Consider the following 16,504-nt stretch of genomic DNA (forward strand, 5'->3'; position numbering starts at 1 on the left):
TGCGCTTTGCTTTAAATTACCTTTATCAGCAGCAAGCAGTTTCAAAGGTCGTTTTTGCTAACACGATAACCATTATGTTAATCATGCATTTTCAGCTAGGTAGCCGAAAAGCCGTGTTAGTTAAGGTGTCGCGTAATAACAAGGCGCCCTAATTACATAGACACCAAAGTTAAATTATAGGCGAGAAAGCCGAGTTTACGATAAGTATTGAAATTTTTTCCTTAGAGACACATGGTCGTTACCCCCCGAATAAATAAAAGTAAAGTCTGTATGCCAAGTACTTTATTGTAGCAATAATAGAGGGCATATTAGTTCACTATCTCCACAACCTTGGTCTCATGGACGTCAGTTTCTTCATTCTTATTGCTGCTAGTAGAAATGTAACGCATTAGCCCTATAGTGCTAAACCCAAACAGGCAAGCAAAGCCAAAAAACTTACTGTATTCATAGTGAGTTCGACAATGTATATCAATTGATTCACGAACATTATTCGCCGTTTCACTTTCTCCATGATACAAGTGGTCTGTTATCCACTGGGTGTTAGCAAAAAGTTCATTTGATAAGGCATATAATGTCCATGGGATGGTCAAAGTTGTTACGGTGGGGTTTAACGGGTTGTAAACAGCCAGCGCAGCTTGGTTGGCTAGGAGACCCTTCGCAAGCTCTTTATAGATCTTTGTTCGTAAGGATATAACGTATTCTACTGACTTTTGCGAATCCCTGACCCCTGCATTCTCCATCATGAAATTTAATTCTTTGTCAGATATAGTTGCAAGACAATACCAGAACTTAAAAGATTGCATGTATTCTTCTGAAGATAGAATGGTTTTCGGCACCTGCATTGGGTTTGGATTGGTTATATCTTTGGCGAAACTCGACCAGTTCAAGCGATTGTATTTAAGTAGAGCATCTTCCGCTATAAGATAGTCTCCTTTGTTTTGCGCCATTTTTAGTTCAAACAAAAGTTTTTGGTTCGCTAATTGTCTTTGCTGACAGGCTCTTTGTGCAGGATACTTCATAATCGCTGAGCCAAACCAATTTTTCTTTGTAGCAAAAGTTAAGCCGAACATAGCACCTAGAAACAGACCTGTGTGAATTTCGTTTAGTTGATTGTCCTTTTTAAAGGTTTTATATCGTTCACACATATCTCTAAAGCTAATGGACCTGTCACTTTTAGCGCTGCCCGAACTTTTGTTTGAATTACACATGATACCCTCTTTGAGTCAATAGAATAAGAAAACAAGCCTACGATGCTCCCTGAAGAGTCTGTAGAACAACAACGCTCAATCTAACTCGATATATACGTACAAATCTCGGCCATTTACGGGGGGAACTCGTTCAAAATTAGGATTTTATCAATCAGGTCGTCGTGTTTAGTATCGTGTCGCTATGTTTTTTTAGGGTATAGCCCCACAGTATAAACAAAATTATAATTGCGAATATACTCTGAGCAATGTCATTGAATTAATCGTGCGTCTTCAACTAAGTTCAGGTAAAACGCGTAAGTTCAGGTAATGCGTAATAACAAGACGTTTAAGTCAGATTCGCAACGCTCTGCATTTTTAGTTTGCTTTGAATTTAGTGTTTACGGCACAATGATTTAGGTCAGGTGGTGGCGCTGCTCACACCTTAACAGGGCGTTATGCGTCACTTTAAATCGCTGTCTTTAAAATGGTTTTTGCTTCAAGTCTTTTCTTCAAACCAGCTTTTAGGTACAGTGGCGTCATCAAGTTTTAAGTTGGTCTTGGCTTTTCGTTTTTCAATTTAAGCTGTGACTAGAAAGGTCATTCACCAGTAGAGTGCTTCTTTGCAATTTTGAGTTTGGTGAGGGTTATTCAATTTTAAGTTTGGCTTAATGGTGCAGGCGCAAGTGCTTTGAAAGTGGTGTGTCAACGCATAACAAGGTCGTCAACGCGGACAAAAAACTGTTGGCTGTTACGCTTCGGTTCACATTTAGCCAACAATTTTTTGCCGGTTACAACGGCGTTATGTAAAAAGGAAAATTTTAAATATGAGAAAAGTTTCATTTGATAGAGGTTTTATTGCTGGAACACTTTGGGGAGCTAGTGCAATATTTCTTATAGGTTCTGGGTACTTCTTGAGCGAATTTAACACTGAAAACTTTAGTCTTATTAGTTTCATAATTTCTTGCGTGATGGGAGTTGCCCTTTCGATAGGCTCTTTTAAGGCACTAAAAAGCTTTAACTAATTTTTACATAACAAAGTCGTCAACGCGGACAAATAATAGTTGGCTCTGTTCGTGCCGCACAAATTATAGCCAACTATTATTAGCCGGTTACAACGGCGTTATATTTAGGACTTACCCAAATAAAGTAGACACCATCTATAGTTAGATAGAGGTGATTTATGAGCCAAAAAAAGCAATCCTACACAGAAGAGTTCCGAAGAGAAGCTGTACGTAGAGCAGATCAAAAAGGCAATACGAATGCTTCGGTTGCAGAAAAACTCGGAATATCAGCCCAGCAAATTTATAACTGGCGAAGACAGTTTAATCGTTTGACAGATAAGCAATTTAGCTCGATTAATGGCGTCCAGTTTAAAACGACTGATTCAGCAGAGATGAAGCGACTGAAGCAGGAACTAGCTGACTTAAAAGAAGAGAATGAGTTTCTAAAAAGGCTGCCGCATACTTTGCGAAAAACCAAGAGTAAAGTACGCCTTAATTAAACAATTCAAAGAAATTTATCGCATAACCATAATGTGTAAGGCATTGTGCGTATCACGCTCTGGCTATTATTGATTTTTAAATCGAGCGCCTAGCAGTAAAGAGGAGAGAAGACGGTATCTTGAGTCTCATATTGTTGAATATTTTTAACGTTTTGAGGCGCGCTATGGTGCACCTAGGTTGACGATAGCACTAAAACAAAACGCGATTAAATGTAGTTTGAACAAAGTTGCTAAGGTGCTGAGTGAAAGAGGTTTACGAGCAAAGAATGGGCGTAACTTTCGCTACTCAAGGTTTAGCCACGCGACACTAAATGTGGCTGAAAATGTCTTAAACAGGCAATTTGTTGCGGCATCTCCAAACGAGAAGTGGGTGACAGATATCACCTATATAAGGTGTAAAGGGCAGTGGCTCTACCTTGCCACAGTGATGGACCTATTTTCTCGTGCAATAGTTGGCTGGTCAGTTGATACGCAAATGACAGAATCACTGATAATGAATGCATTGAAAATGGCAATAGAGCGCAGAGAAGTTAGCGCTGGTTTGATAATACATTCGGATAGAGGTGTCCAATATAGAGCGTTAAAGCACCAAGGTTTAATAAGTAAAATAGGCGCTAAAGCGAGTATGAGTATGAGAAGCAATTGCTGGGACAATGCGGTGATGGAATCATTCTATTCGAGGTTAAAGGTGGGGTTAGTATTTTACGAAAAATATCAGTCGCTTGAGGAAGTTAAAGCGAGTATATTTGAATATATAGAAGTGTTTTATAACCGCGTACGACTGCATTCAGCATTAGGGTATTTAAGCCCAATGGAATATGAAAGCAGGTAAGCATAATTAGGGTGTCTACTTTTAGTGGGTAACACCAAGTTACCAAAGGTTCAGAGTGAAAGGCAAAGCTAAAAGAGTTTTTATTTCATCCATAATAATCATATTAGCCGTAGTAAATTCATTTACTGTTACCTTATGTGGTGGCACATTAACTCAAAATAGACAAGGTACAGGTTCTTGTTCTTTTGCCCAAACTGAGTTCAGTGGTTTTGCTTCTCCATTTCAATATCAAACAGAGCTTATGGCTGCAACTTTGCTGTTGGTAATTCTAATATTAATTGTTTTGGCTTGGTTTGCTTTTCATAAATTATTTGGTAAATGTAACTCTAATAAGTAATTAAGTAGGGATAAAAAACGGCGGGCTCTTCGGTTTGCTCAATTTTATCCCTCTATTTTAACCAGCTAATCGAGCGTTAGTTAACTTAATGAAATATGATGAGAATAGTTATATTTGCAGTAATACCTATGCTTTCTTTATCGGTAGTTGGAGTTCAACTTGAACATCAGATAAAAGTTAGCTGGTTAGAAAGTTCAAAAACGATATCTAAAGCAAATACACCTCGAAAAGTTGTGATTAACAATATCATTTATTCGGTATCTATAAGCGCCGTGTTTAAAGAGGAGCAAAAGTATTATATTGCTTATCATTGCTCATCTGAAAAAGTTAATCAAAACGGAGAAGTCATTGGTCTATACGTAGGTGAAATTGATATTGTTTCTATCTCTCAATCTAAGTCAGTAGAAATAAGCTGTGGGTTTAAACACGCATTGGAGCTATCATTAGCTAACAAGTCGAACAATAATGACATAAAACCATAGGCTTGCCGTAGAGTGGTAGTGTTGCCTATAATTTTCTTACTATTATTAAAGCGTTAGGTACTCAATCGATATGTCGAAAATTTGTTTTATATTTTTAATTCTTATTTGTACTAAAGCATTTGCAGAGTCACCTATTGAGCCATTTGTTATCGATCATAACAATGCAAAAAAGTACGGGTTTAAGGTTAAAGAGTATTCTGATGCTCAAGCAAGCCATTTAGAGCTGAAGGGGCCTAAAACAATTAATGGATGCAGCCCTTCAAGAGCAGGTAGTGCATTAGTATCTCACAACAATAAAGAGTTATCTTTAAATGTAGCCACACTAGATCCAAATAGTCCCTCAGAAATCATTGGCTATATAAGACACAATACTAATTACAAGCTTGTCATATTCATAGACTATTTGTGTCCAAAAGGCATAGAAGGTAAAAGTCGTAGCTACCAGTTATCTTCAAAGCGGACCTAATAATCTGTTTGAAAAGGATAAAAATAGATTGATTTTACTCCTTAGTCGCACTTATTCGATAATTTTAGCCTGCTTTTTACGCTGGTTAAGCAAGGCGTTGAACTCCTAGCAGGGTCGCTTGAGAGTATTATTCATCCTTTTGATAGCGTTGTTGTCAGTAAGCTCCTTGGCAAATAAGGATACAGAAGAAACCGTTGTAAATTTTTTTTAATCTATCAGCTGAACAGGCTTTATTCGACAACCAAAAAGTAACTATACGTGGCTGGATTAAGTTTTATGAATTTCCTCAAAGAAAGGAAGTGTTATTATTTCACTCTGTTGCGGCAATGAATGAATATAGAAAAGACGAGGCGATAGAAGTTGTTCTACCTGCCGCTGACTTTAAAAAATCTATGCAATACCTAAATAATCAAAACGTAGCTGTTTATGCAATTTATAAAGCTAGTAGAGCTAGTGGGTTGTTTGGAAAATTGGATGGAGTAAAAGACATCGATATTATTAACGCCAGAAAAAAAGAAAATTAAAGCGCGTGCAAAAATAGTTGGCTTTGTCCTTGCGTTACAAATTATAGCCAACTATTTTTTGCCGTTAGACATATCAAATGAAAATTACAATACGGAAAGCTGAAATTGCCGATAGTGCTACATTTATCATGTTGTGGCAGTTTTACCAATATCACAAGAGTGCATTTGACCTAGAGGATGTGGGTTCAGACGGACGTTTTGACATTGATGAAGAATATCTTGCTTCTATAATTCGCGGTGAAGAAGAATGCGACGCTTACCTTGTTTTTGTTGCCAGTCAGGTTGCTGGCTTTGCTACCGTTGAGCCAACTGAGATTATGGGCAAGGAAATGCCTGAATTAGCCGATATATTTGTTCTTCCTAAATATCGAAAGCAGGGCATTGCTAAATTTGTTGTTCAACATTTGATGCAAGTTGAAATTAATCAATGGCATGTAGCTGTCTATTTTAACGATAGCTTGGCGTTGAAGTTTTGGAGTAACTTGTTTACGAAATTAAATGTGGCGCTTGTTGATAAAGTAGAGCCCCTGAAACAGAAGGCTTCCACGAGTTTGTCATTACAAATGCTTAACAACCGCGCAAGGGCGGGTGCAAAACAGCAGGCTTTTGCTCGTGCCACGCTAAATTTAGCCTACTATTTATAGGGCGTTGGGGAAACTTAGTGAAACTTTTTAACGCAGTCATTTTATTCTTAGTTTCTTTTTTCGCATCTGCAAATTGTGATTTTGAAGTAAAAATGAAGCACTACGATCCAAAATTAGCAGAACAGCATGCGTTAGAAGAGTTCAAACAAAATAGGGTCCATTTTTTTGCTGTTGCGAATGGTTTTGGCCCTAGCCGTCCTGGCTTTGAAAAAATTCAAATATCAAAATGTCTGGTTTTGGATACCCATTGGAAAGTTCTTTGGGTTGGCGCAGACTCTGAGTTTTGTAATAATCATAAAGCACTTGAACTGCAAGCACTCGATTACAGTACTAAATTTAACAAGAAGATGCTTTCATTAGCATCTGATTCAAAAAGTTATCAATGTGGTAAAGAGCTACAAGAAGTCGTCCCCTAACAAACGCTTAAATAAGGGCGAATATCAGCAGGTATGCGCTCCTTCTTTATAAATTTTAGCCTGTTATTTTTCAACGTTTATTAAGGCATTAGGTATTAAAAGTTGCATTTATTAAAAAATGATAAAGTTAGACCGTTTTTTCGAATACTTGCTGTTATAGCTAGTATTCCTGCTTGGTTGTTAGTTTTACTATCATTTGCCGAGTTAATTGGTGGTGGAGGCTCTAGCTTAGGTACTTGGCTAACTACCATTAGTTCATTAGCTTTTGCTATCTGGTTAATTGTAATTGGTGTAACTGGTAAAGCGCCTTCACTGCTTAAAAATATATGCAATTAATAAACTTAAAAAATATGCTTTGCTAAATAATACCTAACAAGTTAATTAAACAATGGACACAAAACAGCAAGCTTGCGTTCCTTAGTCGCCAATTTTAGTCTGCTATTTTGTGCTGATAAGGACAAGCGTTAGCTAGCATATGAGACCGTTATATAAATTCTTAATCATTGTTGAAGCCATCATTGGGTTTGGCCCTCTAGCCTTATTGTTAGGGCTTGGCTTGATCACTATTCCAATTTCAATCATGGGTATTTTAGATGGTTATTATGGCGCAGTGATTATACTACTGATAGAGGTTGGTGGATTTCTAGGTATGCTAGCATTTATCTCTGTTCTAATGTATGAACTAGAGCCTAACAGATATTTTTTATCTTTTATTAAATTACGTTTATTTATAATCTGCGGATTTAGCTCAATTTTGGGGGTTGTGTTTATGTCAGGTATAAATAAAGAGCTTATTTGGCTTTTAATACCTGTAGTTGTAGCCGCACATTTTATTTATTTAGGCCGCAAATATGTGTTTTCTGCTAGCTAATAAGTTATTCAAAAGGATTAAAACCTTTGGCTTGTGCTCCTTCGTCGTAAATTTGGCAAAGAAGACTCTCCATTATGAGATTACCTTACAAGAATGCTTATAAACGATAAAGATGGGTGTTTAGCATATGCCTCACCTCTGATCGATCACAGTGATAGGCAAGGTGGGGTAGTATTCATCAACTCAGGGCAAAATCGATATTGAAGAGTATTTTAATATTGTTCAATCCATAGATGCCCCTAAGAAGCTGTTAATTTATCTCTGTGATTTCGAAAAAGTATGGTGGTAGCAATAGAAAGATATTTGGTTTTCCTTTATCTTTGTTGTGAATCTACTCTTTTGGAGGCAAGTGATATATTGGTCGATGCTGAGCTATAGTTTCGCAAACGCTAGGGAGCCTCATCAGAGCTTGATGAATACATTGTTAAAAAGTTCATTGAGGTCTATGAAAGTACATAACCACCTGCCTCAACGCGAGGCCCAACACTCTAGTTGCCTTGCGTTGATTCGCTGCGCTCCCAATTTAACACAAGGTAAGTTCCGTATTGAGCTCGGCTTTACCGAGCGTTAAGCTGTGAGTTGGTTTTGGTGCAAAACATTAAAGTTCTAATATTTTTAATTGCCATTTTTGCTTCGAGTTTTGTAAATAGCTCGAGTAAAGAGTTATCGGAAGAAGAAAAAGCTCATATTGATATTGTAGCTTTGTCTAAAGCTGTTGAGTTCTATCATAATGAATTTGGCTATTTTCCAACTAATGAGCAAGGGTTGGATGTACTAGTTCAAGAAATACTTGTTAGTAAAAGTTGTCCTTGTAAAAAAGAAAAGATTATCTCTACACTCCCCCAAGATCCTTGGGGGCGTGACTATTTATATCTTTCACCGGGAATACGAAATCCTGATAGCTTTGATATTTGGACAAATGGAATGGATGGATTACCAGATGGTAAAGGAGAATATAAAGGGTGTGGAAACTGGGACGCTCTTGATTGTGGTCAAATAAATGATAACAAAACTTTCTCCCCCGTTTTTCTACTGATAATATTTGGCTTTGGTGTGGGTATTCCTCCATATATTCTTGGTGTGTATTTAGCTTACAAAAAAGAGGGCAGTGTTAAAAAATCCTTATTTGGATACCACTTTGGCATACTCTGTTATTTTATATTAGTTACATTATTACTAACAATTTTACCAAGCCTTTTCTAACTTAAGTGTCGTAATAATGTTTAACAAGGCCATAAAAAAGACAAACAACAGCTGGCTTGCCCTCCTTCGTCGCAAATTTCAGCCAGCTATTTTCTGCCTTTTAAATCGACGTTGTATTGCCCATGAATTCTGAACCAGGTTTAGGAAAACACTCTGAGTAAGAGTTAAAAGAGGCTTTAGATGGCATAGATAATTGATAGGCTTAATGCCATTTAATCTTTGCTCATTTCAAAGCAAAAAGAGTGTGAAAATGGTTCTGCCAAAGGAGAGTGACAGTCAAATATTGAAAGCTCTTCAAATTATTTAGAGCCACCATATAGTATTCTAAATATTGTCTCTATCTTGGTTTTGTTTTTATAACAGCACCAGGTGGTGGCAGTGTTATTAGTCAAAAGCTGACTTTTATTGTTACATGTAAGTCATAACAGTAAATGTTGCATTTTACTTTTTATCGGAGATTTGTTGTTTTGTTTCTGGGTGCTTTTACTTTTATGCTTATTACTTCTTTGGTTCAATCTGTTTAAGGCAAAATCAAAAGTTAACGCGAGGGCCAAAACAATAGACTTGCACTCTTTCTTCTCTTATTTTAACTTACTATTTTTCATCGCTTATTAAGGTGTTACGTTTGACATGGAGGGTTTTGAGTGAGTATTTGAAATTAGAGAATTAAATTACTTACTTTATCTACAGTAGCTGCATTTTGTGCATTTTTAGTGTTGTATCTAATCTTAAGTATTATTGAAGCAAATTATGTATCAACATATCACAGAACTGAAGTGACTTTCATAACAAATGGTGTTGGTATTGATACTTCTTCACTAGAGTGATTTCACAGTTTTAAAGAACAAGCCTTCATCGGAAAACTAAAATCATGTTCATTGTTTTCAGGTTTGTTTTTCCTCGGTTCAACAAGAAGTTAAATTTAACAATTTGCTTTTTAGGACGCGTTACGCGCGCCCAAAAGTAAAGCGTTAGTAGACTCGGTAATTATTATGATCATAGCCTTTAAAATTTTATTTTTCATATTCATGCTTACGCTGTTTATTGTAACCCTTAGAAGCCTTTGTATTTTTACTGGTAAACTAATTAGACTTGAAGGTGGTCAAATAAAGCATTTATTTATTTTTGTTTTAGGCTTTATTATTTTTGTAGCTTGCTTTAATTTTGTTTCTAATAATGCAGAAAAGCTTGGGTTTAAAGTTATTGAGGCACAAAGCAGCCAAGAGTAAACTGCGAACAAACGCATCAATGTATGAGCTAACAAAGCTTGGCTTTGTTAGTGCCTCATCAATTCTAGCCAACAATTATTAGCCGGTTACAACGGTGTTATATGCACAAGGGGCAAGAGTGTTAGTTTGGTATGAGACAGATGTATTAACGGTATTAGAAGTAATTCCAAAGGAAGATACTTACAGTGTTTGGCATCAATATTGTGTTGAAAAAGATGAACTTAAATTAGTAATTACAATTTACCAATATGATGGCAATGTTCTTTTTGAGCTAATTAACACGTCAAATAATTTAAGCGTTTTTAATATGAAGCTTATTGATTGCAACGGTGTTTTACGAAAAAAAGACAGCACAGGTGAATATCTTCAATTTGCACCATCAAAATGCTTTGGTAATAGATATGATGGAGAATCAAGAATTCCATTTGGGGTAAGGGTTTCAGTTAATCCAAGTATAAATATTTCATTGTATGGCTAGTGTCAATGTTGCATAGGTGCATATAAAAACGCTTAAGCCAATGGATGCAAAACAGCAGGCTTACGCTCCTTTGTCGCTAGTTTTAGCCTGTAATTTTGCGCCGGTAAAGTGAGGCGTAAGGGGCCTTTGAGAAATTGAAAACTCTTGAGCTAATTAAACAAACAGTTGAATATACTATTTCATTTGAAGACTTTGCCTGTCTTAGCAAACAAGGTGACCTGATTGGTTTAGTAAATTCATTTTCATTGGATGTTGCAAAACTTTATATGAAAAATGAGATAGAGTTTGAGTTAGCTGATGGAACGATGAATTATATTTTTGGTTTTATGACAGACGATATATTTATGAATTTTAGCGGTAATTATATTCCAAGTCCCGCAATTGATATTTATGATGCATTTGATGCGGGTGAGTATCATCATTCGGGAGATTCAGGCGATACATGCCCAATAGAAAAGTATACAAAGCCATATTTAATTGAAGTACTAAAAGCTTACGGCTCCTAACAAAGTTGTAAAAGCAAGGACACCAAATGGCAGGCTTGCGCTCCTAAGCCGGCAATTTTAGTTTGCTATCTTGAGCCGTTAAGCGAGGCGTTAAAATTACAGGGATGCTTTTTTTGAAAATATTAACTGTATTATTACTGACTTTGATTTTTGCAGTTTCTCAGGCTCAAGAACACTTAGTACCTGAGCCATCAATATATTCAAACATTCAAATAGAACGTGATTATCATTTATATGTTGCACGAGCTTTTAAAGAATCGGATTCGAGCGATGTGATTTTTAAAGTAATCTCGATTCATTCCTTTCACCCAGAATCAGTCTTATTTTTAAAAAAGGTAGATAAAAGATATTCGCTCGTATTTTTAAACGCAGAATCTCATTACTGGAAAACGTATCGCAACAATGTACCAGCCCACCCTATTGAAAAGTGTAATATTTCCATTTCGAATCAATTAGCACTTCAGTTAGAAAAGGTTTGGGCAACAGAGTTATTAAAAACTAGATACGCATCGGGCCTACCCCAAGGAATGGATGGTACTACTTATCATTTTTCTACGTCGAATATGGCTGGGAAAACTTGGAATCCGGATAAAAATACACACATGGGAAGATTGGTTAACCTAGTTTACGAGCTTCAAAAAATGTGCATTACTAATGGCAGTATAAGTAAAGTTAACAACGCGCTTGAACTACTTGGGGTAAATTAATGCTAGCAGTTAAATTAAACATTGTACGCGAAACAGCAAGCTTGCGCTCCTTCGTCGATAATTTTAGCCTGCTATTTTTTAGTGGGTAACACCAATGGTTTGAAAGATATTAGTATGAAGTTAGATTCGGATAAGCAATTTCTTATCAGAGCGTCAATGATTGCAATAGGCATTATTGTGGCTGTTGTCTATAGCAGCATAGAATCCGAGAGTACAGAAGAAATTGTGAAAAACCATATAACAGGTTTAACCTCAGAAGAGCCTGAACGCTCAGTCTTAACGGAGTTATTTCGGGGCTCTTATTTTATAGTTTTAAATATAAAGTTTTCTAATATGCCAACCGATGAAGAACAATTTGAGTCGAGAAAAGGTTATTATAAAACAAAGGTGAAAGAGTATATCTGTACTAATAGAGTAATATTAAGCCAATTTGAGAAGTACACAAAAATTGAAGCAAATCTTGTTAGTATAGAACCAAAAAAATCGATGGGTCTATTAAGTTTACGAAAGTCAGATTGCAATAGAACCTTATAACAATGTAAATTTAAAAGTGCAGAAAAAATAGTGGTTTTTATTCATATTTCAAAAATTTTAGCCAACTATTAGTAGCCGTTTTTTGCGGCCTGATGTATGTAGCTATTAACAGTAACTATAAGGATGGGGAGTCCAAAATGAAAATCAATAATAAACTGAACCGAGTACAGTTGATTGCTGCAACTCTATGTTTTGGGGCTTCGCTGGGAATGTCTATATTTATTGGTAGTTCATCAACTCTTATAGGTTTAATGCTTGGCGCAATTACCGTTGGTGTTTATGTCATGATTATTTCTGGCAAATGGAGTGGCAAAAGCATATAACAAAGCTGTCAAGCAAAGGACATAAACAGCAGGCTGTGGTTCTTTATCGTCAATTTTAGCTTGCTATTTTGTGCCTTTTGTAGTAATTCTACGAGGTTTTGAAGAAATTGTTGATTTTAGACTCTGACGTAATTATAGAAATAGAAGGTTTTATGAAAAAGGAATTACAATTCGCGATAGTATTTATCTTTGCTGGAGCATGGTTTTTAGGCTATGAAATGGCTAAGTCAGCAAACCTCGAAGAATATGACTTCTCTTGGTTTTTCGGTACAGTGATAATTGGTAGTTTTATTTTTGCAATCAAAAATCTGCATATATATGTAAAAAGGTATACGAGTTAAGGCGCTAGATAACAAGTGCCAAAACCAAAGCGCAAAACAGCAGGCTTGTGCTCCTTAGCTGCTAATTTTAGCCTGTTACTTTTCGTCAGGTTACAAGCGTTTCACACTTATGGCGCAATACTGACGCTGGGTTGTCATATCGATGACGTATGCAAAAACAGGATTTCTCTTGATAATAGTGTGAACTTTTACATCGGAGGAAGCAGTAATGGAAATGAAATTAGATAAAGCAAAACTTAAACAACTTAGAGAGTCAAAAGCTTGGAGCCAGTCTCATCTTGCTGAAGTAAGCGGTATCAGTTTAAGAACAATACAACGAATTGAAAAATCAGGTATAGCTTCATTAGAATCAGTTAAATCAATTTGTGCTACTTTCGGCATTCAAGTAGCTGATATTTCTGCTTTTGAAGAGCACCGAGAAGAAGCTGGCCGTTCTTTTACAGGCTTATTAAAGTACAAAATATCGAGCATGGACAAAAAGACAACTCTGATCTCATTTAGCATTGCATTTATCATAGCTTTTATTTTAACGATTTAACGTATACGAAAACCGTTTAATAGCGCTTGCCCAAAGAGTGTAAGTGATTTTTGTTGAGTAGATAAAAGAAATAACCATAAATATGCTGAAGCAAAAGACGTTGCATTTGGTCCGATTTCTTTCTTTGTTCTGGCTATTTATTGAGTGAATTCAACGGTGATAATTTTAGTGCTTTAAGCTTCTTTGTTACCCTGATAATGGGTATCGAACTTTCAATCGGACCTTTTAAAGCGTTTAAGAATTTTAGGTAGTTTTTTAATATTTGTTAAATTGGTCAGGCAGTTGGCTGTAAATGTGCAAATTAAGCCAACTGCTTTTTATTACCTAGTTCTACACTATGCGGCGACAAAATTACCGTGAAATCCAAGTGGAATGACACCTGGTAACCAAGCTCTACAAATAGGGCCATCACTCACTCTATTGGCTTTGAAAATGTTTATGCATGTGCGATTTGAAGGTAAATGCAGTGCAGTCCCAATTAGATAGCCGTTGCCCTCTTTTTGGGTATTATCAACAATGACATGTTCTTCTACCAAGAAATCAGTGCCAAACACAAAGGTATCTTGTTTACCCGTATTCGTGTTGATAACGCGTACTGCATCGCTCCATACATCACTTTTCACTGAAGAAAGGGTAACGAGTAGCTCATTTTTTAGGCCTGTTAAGTGTTCGTAGACGCGAGGAAATTCACTGATCCCTTCAATTTCACTCTGAGTAATGTGACCATTTTTGTATAAGGTAAAAAATGTTGTTTTTGCAGGCTCTGGGTGATTTATTTTACCATGCATAATGTCTCTCATGTAATGCAAGCTATCAAGGTTTGGGTATAGGCTGGCATCGAAACGAATTGTCCCTTGCTGATCTTCCCACGCATTTCCAAAATGAAAGGCGAAGCCAGGGTCAAGTTGGTACTCTCTTTGTAATGTTAAAGATTGCTTATCAACAACTAATACTCGCATTGGGATTCTTTTATCAAACCCAATGGCACCAAACAACATGTCTTTGCTTTTGTCTTTAACAAGTGAAGGCAAAATAATGAGTAAGTGTTTGTGTGTTACTAAAAAGTCATGCAGCATGTGGCCGCGGTAGCCTGTTTTAAGTATCTTAACGTTTTGTGTGATGCCACGGTTATTTATGTGATATAGCACAATGTCGCCGGTTGCTGTGCTTCCAAAATTCCAAATAGTGCCATCAGGGTCTACTTTTGGGTGAGCAGAAAAAGGTAAACCTTTTAAGCTATTACCGTATTTGGTGTTTTGCCCTAGGTCGACCAGTCCTTTGGTCTCAAGAGTATCAGCTTCAATTGCAGTGGCGGAGCCTTCTTCCCATAAAGCCCATAGCTCACCATTTACCGGTAAAATATTGGTGTTAGCCGTGTTAACTGAATCAGGCCCAGTCACAGATAGACTGTCAGTAAGCTTGCTATCAGGACCAGAAAATAAAAATTTATCGGCTTTTTGTTCTTGTACAAATTTATTCGTGTTTACAAATTTGGCTTGATGACGAACACCTTGATCTGTAAATGAGAATTGCTGGATCATGCCATCACCTTCAAAAAGGTGAAGGTAACGCTGATCTTGTCTTTGATGTATCGCAGGACCATTTCTATAAAATGTGCCTCTGAAATCTGCAGGCAATTTACCTTCTAGCATAAGCGTTTGTGGGGCAATGTTTTGCTTTAAACCCACTAAGCCTTTTAGGTTTGGTTCGGTTTTAAGTGCTTTGTTAAAAAGTAGTGCATTTTGCTTAAGCGGATCAGCTTCTAAATGACCTAAGTTTGCAAAAGATGGTAACGGTGTCATTGCTGCTGCCATTGATAAGCCAAACATATTTTTAAGTGCTTGCCTGCGGTCCATGACTTTTCTCCTTAGTAGTTAACCGTTGAGTTATTCTTAACCGTTTTCTGTGCAACTTTAAAAGCAGCTTGTTGGAAACTCGGTGGGCCGAAGTTCACTTTGGCGTTGTTTGAAAAACCAAACCCTTCAACAGGTAAGCCAAAAAGGTTTGTGTCCATTGCGCCGTTATTGTTTTCATCATGAAAGTAACGGATGGCATAATCACCAGGTTCAATGTCACTAAATGAAACCGTCATTGAACCTTTTCTGGCTTTTACGATAGTCGCGTTATAAGGAATGTTATTGTTAAAGTCTTCTTCTCCTTTGAATAATTGCACATATACCTTACCTTCATCATGCTTAATGTTTTGAATATCGAATTGCACAGTTTGTGCTGATACAGGTACACTTAATAAAGATAATGTCAGAGCTGAAAGTTTTAATATATTCATTGTTATTCCTAATTTATCATGTGTTTAGTTGTTGCCTATTTGGCTGTTGGGATAACAATAAAGTGAGCTGAGCAGGTGCTCAAGCAAGCTTTCGTAAGCTGTGCAGATAAGTTCGTAAAATAACAAAAATAACAGGGTGTTCAATTGGCGAATCGCGAAATTAACCAACAAAATCAGTATTTAAGAGAGTCTTTTAGCGTGAAAGAGACACTGTCAGATTGTTATATAGTGGCTTTCTTTGTGCTTTTTTTAACGTTTTTAAAGCCTTTTGGGATGCATAACCTAAGTTTTTTATATGCAGGCGCATTTTGGGCTGTGATCTGTTTTGTTGGATATGCGGTTTATTCACCCATCATTCAAGTTTTATCAATTTGGCTATTTAAAACTTTACCACCTGCTTTAAATAAGACAGCAATTAGGCTGATCATATCTACCTTTGTCGCTAGTTTAATCATGGCATTATTAGCGCCACTGATTATTAATTTGTTTTTTAAAAGCTTCGAAAACTATTGGCAGTCTATACCTATGTCTTTTTTAAGCTGTTTATTTATTGGCGGTGTGATCGCAGGTGTTAGCGCTATAAAAAGTATTGTATTAAAACAAAATAAGCAGATAAAACATAATGTTGAATTGCTTGCTAATGAAGCTAAAAAAGTGGAAGAAATAAAAAGTCAGCCAATGAGCGAGCTAATTAACGAACTGCCAATTGAAAAGAGAGGGCGACTACTTTATTTACAAATGGATGACCACTATTTGAAAGTGTTAACCGAAAAAGGCGCGCATATGATATTGATGCGGTTCAAGGATGCACTAGCAAAAGTTGAGCATTATGATGGTTTTCAAACACATCGCTCATGGTGGGTCGCCAAAGATGCGGTCGTAGAAACTAAAAAAGAGGGCCGAAAATTAATTTTGGTTATGGAGAATGGCACTGAGGTGCCCGTATCTCAAACTTATTTAGCTGAGGCAAAAGCGTCTTTAGGTCTTAAATAGAGGGCAGATTGAGGCATTGAAATAGGGTGAAAGAGTTTGAGGTAAATATCTTTCTCTAGGAGTCGTTCTCGACTCCACTTTGGCGGGGGGGTTTAGATTTCAACT

At 36.7% G+C, this 16,504-nt stretch carries 22 protein-coding genes and 1 pseudogene; 20 read left to right on the plus strand and 3 right to left on the minus strand.

The annotated features are described in order from the left end of the window. Positions 1 to 308 precede the first annotated feature (308 nt). Positions 309 to 1,208, minus strand: coding sequence for a hypothetical protein (locus ACGHEH_RS20195; protein ID WP_390449139.1), 900 nt, complete (start codon positions 1,206 to 1,208; stop codon positions 309 to 311). A gap of 1,159 nt (positions 1,209 to 2,367) precedes the next feature. On the opposite strand from ACGHEH_RS20195, the gene ACGHEH_RS20200 reads away from it, so the two are divergent. The 19 genes and pseudogenes from ACGHEH_RS20200 (at position 2,368) to ACGHEH_RS20290 (ending at position 13,119) form a co-directional block, all read left to right on the plus strand. Further along, complete coding sequence (locus ACGHEH_RS20200; protein ID WP_390449142.1) at positions 2,368 to 2,688, plus strand: transposase; 321 nt, start codon at positions 2,368 to 2,370, stop codon at positions 2,686 to 2,688. Positions 2,689 to 2,857: 169 nt separating this feature from the next. Next, positions 2,858 to 3,520: pseudogene (locus ACGHEH_RS20205) on the plus strand (IS3 family transposase); the annotation flags it as partial. 55 nt (positions 3,521 to 3,575) lie between these two features. Further along, positions 3,576 to 3,857: a hypothetical protein gene (locus ACGHEH_RS20210; protein WP_390449145.1), complete on the plus strand. Its 282-nt coding sequence runs from the start codon at positions 3,576 to 3,578 to the stop codon at positions 3,855 to 3,857. Between the two features lie 128 nt (positions 3,858 to 3,985). Then, on the plus strand, positions 3,986 to 4,339 hold the full coding sequence (locus ACGHEH_RS20215) for a hypothetical protein (RefSeq protein WP_390449147.1): 354 nt from the start codon (positions 3,986 to 3,988) through the stop codon (positions 4,337 to 4,339). 70 nt (positions 4,340 to 4,409) lie between these two features. Beyond that, positions 4,410 to 4,805: a hypothetical protein gene (locus tag ACGHEH_RS20220; protein ID WP_390449150.1), complete on the plus strand. Its 396-nt coding sequence runs from the start codon at positions 4,410 to 4,412 to the stop codon at positions 4,803 to 4,805. 299 nt (positions 4,806 to 5,104) lie between these two features. Then, positions 5,105 to 5,329: a hypothetical protein gene (locus ACGHEH_RS20225; RefSeq protein WP_390449152.1), complete on the plus strand. Its 225-nt coding sequence runs from the start codon at positions 5,105 to 5,107 to the stop codon at positions 5,327 to 5,329. 77 nt (positions 5,330 to 5,406) lie between these two features. Further along, positions 5,407 to 5,973, plus strand: a complete 567-nt coding sequence (locus ACGHEH_RS20230) for a GNAT family N-acetyltransferase (protein WP_390449154.1) — start codon at positions 5,407 to 5,409, stop codon at positions 5,971 to 5,973. Between the two features lie 17 nt (positions 5,974 to 5,990). Next, positions 5,991 to 6,389, plus strand: a complete 399-nt coding sequence (locus ACGHEH_RS20235; protein ID WP_390449157.1) for a hypothetical protein — start codon at positions 5,991 to 5,993, stop codon at positions 6,387 to 6,389. A 102-nt stretch (positions 6,390 to 6,491) separates the two neighbouring features. Further along, complete coding sequence (locus ACGHEH_RS20240; RefSeq protein WP_390449159.1) at positions 6,492 to 6,725, plus strand: hypothetical protein; 234 nt, start codon at positions 6,492 to 6,494, stop codon at positions 6,723 to 6,725. Between the two features lie 139 nt (positions 6,726 to 6,864). Then, positions 6,865 to 7,260, plus strand: coding sequence for a hypothetical protein (locus ACGHEH_RS20245; RefSeq protein WP_390449162.1), 396 nt, complete (start codon positions 6,865 to 6,867; stop codon positions 7,258 to 7,260). A 588-nt stretch (positions 7,261 to 7,848) separates the two neighbouring features. Beyond that, entirely contained in the window at positions 7,849 to 8,463 is a 615-nt protein-coding gene (locus ACGHEH_RS20250; RefSeq protein WP_390449165.1) for a type II secretion system protein GspG, read from the plus strand. A 992-nt stretch (positions 8,464 to 9,455) separates the two neighbouring features. Next, positions 9,456 to 9,692: a hypothetical protein gene (locus tag ACGHEH_RS20255; protein ID WP_390449167.1), complete on the plus strand. Its 237-nt coding sequence runs from the start codon at positions 9,456 to 9,458 to the stop codon at positions 9,690 to 9,692. A gap of 118 nt (positions 9,693 to 9,810) precedes the next feature. After that, positions 9,811 to 10,170, plus strand: coding sequence for a Ypar14, super integron cassette (locus tag ACGHEH_RS20260; RefSeq protein ID WP_390449169.1), 360 nt, complete (start codon positions 9,811 to 9,813; stop codon positions 10,168 to 10,170). Positions 10,171 to 10,304: 134 nt separating this feature from the next. Then, entirely contained in the window at positions 10,305 to 10,676 is a 372-nt protein-coding gene (locus tag ACGHEH_RS20265) for a hypothetical protein (protein ID WP_390449171.1), read from the plus strand. Positions 10,677 to 10,789: 113 nt separating this feature from the next. Next, complete coding sequence (locus tag ACGHEH_RS20270) at positions 10,790 to 11,383, plus strand: hypothetical protein (protein WP_390449174.1); 594 nt, start codon at positions 10,790 to 10,792, stop codon at positions 11,381 to 11,383. A gap of 114 nt (positions 11,384 to 11,497) precedes the next feature. Then, positions 11,498 to 11,917: a hypothetical protein gene (locus tag ACGHEH_RS20275; protein ID WP_390449177.1), complete on the plus strand. Its 420-nt coding sequence runs from the start codon at positions 11,498 to 11,500 to the stop codon at positions 11,915 to 11,917. Positions 11,918 to 12,054: 137 nt separating this feature from the next. Continuing rightward, the gene (locus ACGHEH_RS20280) at positions 12,055 to 12,240 is read left to right on the plus strand and encodes a hypothetical protein (RefSeq protein WP_390449179.1); all 186 of its coding nucleotides are present in this window, start codon (positions 12,055 to 12,057) and stop codon (positions 12,238 to 12,240) included. A gap of 152 nt (positions 12,241 to 12,392) precedes the next feature. After that, entirely contained in the window at positions 12,393 to 12,581 is a 189-nt protein-coding gene (locus tag ACGHEH_RS20285) for a hypothetical protein (RefSeq protein WP_390449182.1), read from the plus strand. 208 nt (positions 12,582 to 12,789) lie between these two features. Beyond that, complete coding sequence (locus ACGHEH_RS20290; protein ID WP_390449184.1) at positions 12,790 to 13,119, plus strand: helix-turn-helix transcriptional regulator; 330 nt, start codon at positions 12,790 to 12,792, stop codon at positions 13,117 to 13,119. A 335-nt stretch (positions 13,120 to 13,454) separates the two neighbouring features. Here ACGHEH_RS20290 and ACGHEH_RS20295 read toward each other — a convergent pair whose 3' ends face one another. Beyond that, the gene (locus ACGHEH_RS20295; protein WP_390449186.1) at positions 13,455 to 14,975 is read right to left on the minus strand and encodes a carotenoid oxygenase family protein; all 1,521 of its coding nucleotides are present in this window, start codon (positions 14,973 to 14,975) and stop codon (positions 13,455 to 13,457) included. Positions 14,976 to 14,986: 11 nt separating this feature from the next. Further along, positions 14,987 to 15,406, minus strand: coding sequence for a DUF2141 domain-containing protein (locus ACGHEH_RS20300; RefSeq protein ID WP_390449189.1), 420 nt, complete (start codon positions 15,404 to 15,406; stop codon positions 14,987 to 14,989). 144 nt (positions 15,407 to 15,550) lie between these two features. On the opposite strand from ACGHEH_RS20300, the gene ACGHEH_RS20305 reads away from it, so the two are divergent. Beyond that, positions 15,551 to 16,399 (plus strand): LytTR family transcriptional regulator DNA-binding domain-containing protein, encoded by an 849-nt coding sequence (locus tag ACGHEH_RS20305; RefSeq protein ID WP_390449191.1) that lies wholly within the window; start codon positions 15,551 to 15,553, stop codon positions 16,397 to 16,399. Positions 16,400 to 16,504: the final 105 nt, after the last annotated feature.

Source organism: Pseudoalteromonas sp. MTN2-4 (assembly GCF_042848605.1).
Classification (GTDB): domain Bacteria; phylum Pseudomonadota; class Gammaproteobacteria; order Enterobacterales; family Alteromonadaceae; genus Pseudoalteromonas.